This is a genomic window from Noviherbaspirillum sp., from assembly GCF_036846085.1.
In the GTDB taxonomy this organism is placed as follows: domain Bacteria; phylum Pseudomonadota; class Gammaproteobacteria; order Burkholderiales; family Burkholderiaceae_D; genus Noviherbaspirillum.
On record NZ_DAIUCO010000375.1, the window covers coordinates 1 to 3,354 of the forward strand.

Genomic DNA, 3,354 nt, shown 5'->3' on the forward strand with positions numbered 1-3,354 from the left:
CCCCCATCCCAACCTTCCCCCTGAGAGGGGGAAGGAGTTCTTCCTTTACTTTCTTACTTTCGATTCGTATTCAATCCCTCGGCACATAAAACACCGCCTTTTCCGTCACCTCCACATCGGGTCCTTCCATCGATGTCAGCGTGAATGCGATCTTGTTCGATCCCGGCGTGCCGTTGCCCGGTTCGATGCGCACCTTCACCGGCAGGCCGCGCGAGGCGGTCGGACCGAGCACCACTTCGTCGGGCGTCGCCAGTTTGATGCCGTCGATGCCGGAAACGGTTATCCGGTAGCGGCGCGTCGTTTCATCGGTATTCATGATCTGCAGGCGATAGACGTTTTCGATCAGTCCGTTGTCCACCTCCCGCGCCATCGCACCCCGGTCGCGGATCACATCCACCTTCAGCGGCGTGCGCGTCAGCAGGCTGCCGAGAAAAACTGCGGCGATGACACCCAGGATGCCGGTATAGATCAGGATGCGCGGACGCAGCGTGCGCATCCGGACGGCGCGGTCCGACAGCTTTTCCTTGAGGGCGTTTTCGGTGGTGTAGCGGATCAGTCCCTCCGGCTGCCCGGTCTTGCGCATGACGCTGTTGCAGGCATCCACGCAGGCGGCGCAGCCAATGCATTCATATTGCAACCCGTTGCGGATGTCGATGCCGGTCGGGCAGACCTGCACGCACATCGTGCAGTCGATGCAGTCGCCCTTGCCCTGGGCCATGTCATTCTTGCGCAGTGCGCCGCGCGGCTCGCCGCGTCCGGCATCGTAGCTGACGATCAGCGTATCGCTATCGAACATCGAGCTCTGGAAGCGGGCATACGGGCACATGTACTTGCATACCTGCTCGCGCAGCCAGCCGGCATTGCCGTAGGTGGCGAAGGCATAGAACAGGATCCAGAACATTTCCCATGGACCGAGGCCGAAGGTAGCGACTTCGCGCTGCAGCACATGGATGGGCGTGAAATAGCCGACGAAGGTGAAGCCGGTCCACAACGCGACGGCGCCCCATGCGGTGTGCTTGGCGGCCTTGCGCGCGAACTTGGATACCGACGCGGGCTGCCGGTCGAGACGCATGCGGGCGCTGCGGCTGCCTTCGATCTGCCGCTCGATCCACATGAAGATTTCGGTGTAGACGGTCTGCGGGCAGGCGAAGCCACACCATACCCGCCCCGCGACGGCGGTCGCCAGGAAGAGCAGGTAGGCGCAGATAATCAGCAGCACCGCAAGGTAGATGAAATCCTGCGGCCAGAGCACGATGCCGAAGATATAAAACTTCCTCGCCGCCAGGTCGAACAGCACGGCCTGGCGGTCATTCCATGTCATCCACGGCAAGCCGTAGAACACCAGCTGCGTCAGCCAGACACACACCCAGCGCAGGGTGGCATAGCGCCCCTTCGTCTCGCGCGGATAGATTTCCTCGCGAGCGGCATACATCTTGATGACCGCCACTTCCGGCGTGGATTGCTGGTTCATTTTTGCTGCGCCACTTTCACCGGATCAGCGGTCAATTCCGCCTTGTCGGCCGACAATCCCCATACATACGCGCCGAGTACATGCACCTTTGCTTCGCCGAGGAAGTCGCGGAACGCGGGCATGGTGCTGGTGCGGCCCTTGCGGATGGTTTCCATGACGGTATTGGCACTTCCGCCATGCAGCCAGATCTTGTCGGACAGGTTGGGCGCGCCGAGAGCCTGGTTACCGGTGCCGGTGCCGCTGTGGCAGGACGCGCAGGCAGCCATGTATTTCGGCCGTCCCAGCACGGACTTGACCGGATCGGTCGTCATGCCGGACAGGCTGCGCACATAGTTGGCGACGTTCTCGATATCCTTTTCCGTTCCGAGCGCGGCGCCCATCGGCGGCATGTGGCCGCGGCGGCCGTCAAGGATCGATGCCTTGATCGCCTCCGGCGTGCCGCCGTACAGCCAGTCCTTGTCGGCCAGGTTCGGGAAGCCCTTGCTGCCGCCGGCGTCGGAGCCGTGGCACTGCGCGCAATAGGTCATGAACAGGCGTTCGCCGATCACCCGCGCCTGCGGGTCCGCCGCCACCATCTTCATGTCCTGCTGCATGTACTTGTTGAACAGCGGACCGTATTCGGTATCCGCCTTCGCCATTTCCTTCTGGTACTGCCCTGTCGATTGCCAGCCGAGCTTGCCTTCGAAGGTGCCGAGGCCGGGATAGAGATACAGATACGCCAGGCTGAACACGATGGTGATGTAGAACAGCCACATCCACCAGCGCGGCATCGGGTTGTTCAGTTCGCTCAGGCCTTCGTCCCAGCTATGGCCGGTGGTTTGCACCTTGCCGTCGGCATCCCGGGTGACGGTGACCTTGCCCTTCGATTGCACCCAGAGCAGCACGCCGCAGCCGAAGACGCTGACCAGCGTCAGCACGGTGATGTAAATGTTCCAGAATCCGTCGTTGAAATCAGACATGGCTGTTCTCCGGAGAAGCGCCTGCGTCTTCCTGCTCGTCGGCGAACGGCAGGTACGCAGCCTGCTCGAAGGCCGGCTTGCGCCGCGCGCTGTAAGACCACCAGATGATGCCGAGGAAGGTGATGAAACTCATTACCGTCACCAGGCTGCGGATGTCGAGCAATTCGATTGCCATGATTACCTCTTTGCCTTGATCAATGTGCCCATCTCCTGCAGATAGGCGATGAGTGCGTCCTGCTCCGTCTTGCCTGCCAGCTCCTTCGGCGCCGCAGCGATGTCGGCGTCGGTGTACGGGTCGCCGAGACGCTTGAGCGCGCGCATGCTGGACACAACCACGTCCGGATTGACCTTGGCGGTTTCCAGCCACGGGTAGCCGGGCATGTTCGATTCGGGCACCACGTCGCGAGGGTTGTTCAGGTGGATGCGGTGCCATTCGTCGCTGTAACGGCCGCCGACGCGCGCCAGGTCGGGACCGGTGCGCTTCGAGCCCCACTGGAACGGGCGGTCGTACACGAATTCACCGGCGACGGAGTAGTGTCCGTAGCGCTCGGTCTCGGCGCGGAAGGGACGGATCATCTGCGAGTGGCAGTTGTAGCAGCCTTCGCGCACATAGACATCGCGGCCCGCCAAGCGCAGCGCCGAATACGGCTTCAGCCCGGCGACCGGCTCGGTGGTCGACTTCTGGAAAAACAGCGGCACGATCTCGGCAAGACCGCCGATGCTGACCACAAGGATCACGAGCGCGATCAGCAGCCAGGGGTTCTTTTCAATCCATTCATGGGAAAACTTCATTTACTGCTCCTAGTTGTTTCTGTGGAGGTGAGGTTGGGTCTTGGCAAACATTCGGCTACGGCGTTTATCCCTCCGTCGGGGCTTCTTCCCCCTTCCAGGGGGAAGGTTGGGATGGGGGTGGTGAGGTTGATC

At 61.8% G+C, this 3,354-nt stretch carries 4 protein-coding genes; all 4 read right to left on the reverse strand.

Features of this window, described 5'->3' with window-relative positions; genetic code table 11:
- Nucleotides 1–70: 70 nt before the first annotated feature.
- Genes ccoG through ccoO form a run of 4 tightly spaced genes read right to left on the reverse strand, consistent with a single transcriptional unit; the run spans nucleotide 71 to nucleotide 3,222 of the window.
- Complete coding sequence (gene ccoG / locus V7080_RS24870) at nucleotides 71–1,471, reverse strand: cytochrome c oxidase accessory protein CcoG (protein WP_334191059.1); 1,401 nt, start codon at nucleotides 1,469–1,471, stop codon at nucleotides 71–73.
- Complete coding sequence (ccoP, locus tag V7080_RS24875) at nucleotides 1,468–2,430, reverse strand: cytochrome-c oxidase, cbb3-type subunit III (protein WP_334191060.1); 963 nt, start codon at nucleotides 2,428–2,430, stop codon at nucleotides 1,468–1,470. Before ccoP ends, ccoG begins: the two co-directional genes overlap by 4 nt.
- Complete coding sequence (locus V7080_RS24880) at nucleotides 2,423–2,605, reverse strand: cbb3-type cytochrome oxidase subunit 3 (protein ID WP_334191061.1); 183 nt, start codon at nucleotides 2,603–2,605, stop codon at nucleotides 2,423–2,425. Before V7080_RS24880 ends, ccoP begins: the two co-directional genes overlap by 8 nt.
- 2 nt (nucleotides 2,606–2,607) lie before the next feature.
- Complete coding sequence (ccoO, locus tag V7080_RS24885; RefSeq protein ID WP_334191062.1) at nucleotides 2,608–3,222, reverse strand: cytochrome-c oxidase, cbb3-type subunit II; 615 nt, start codon at nucleotides 3,220–3,222, stop codon at nucleotides 2,608–2,610.
- Nucleotides 3,223–3,354: the final 132 nt, after the last annotated feature.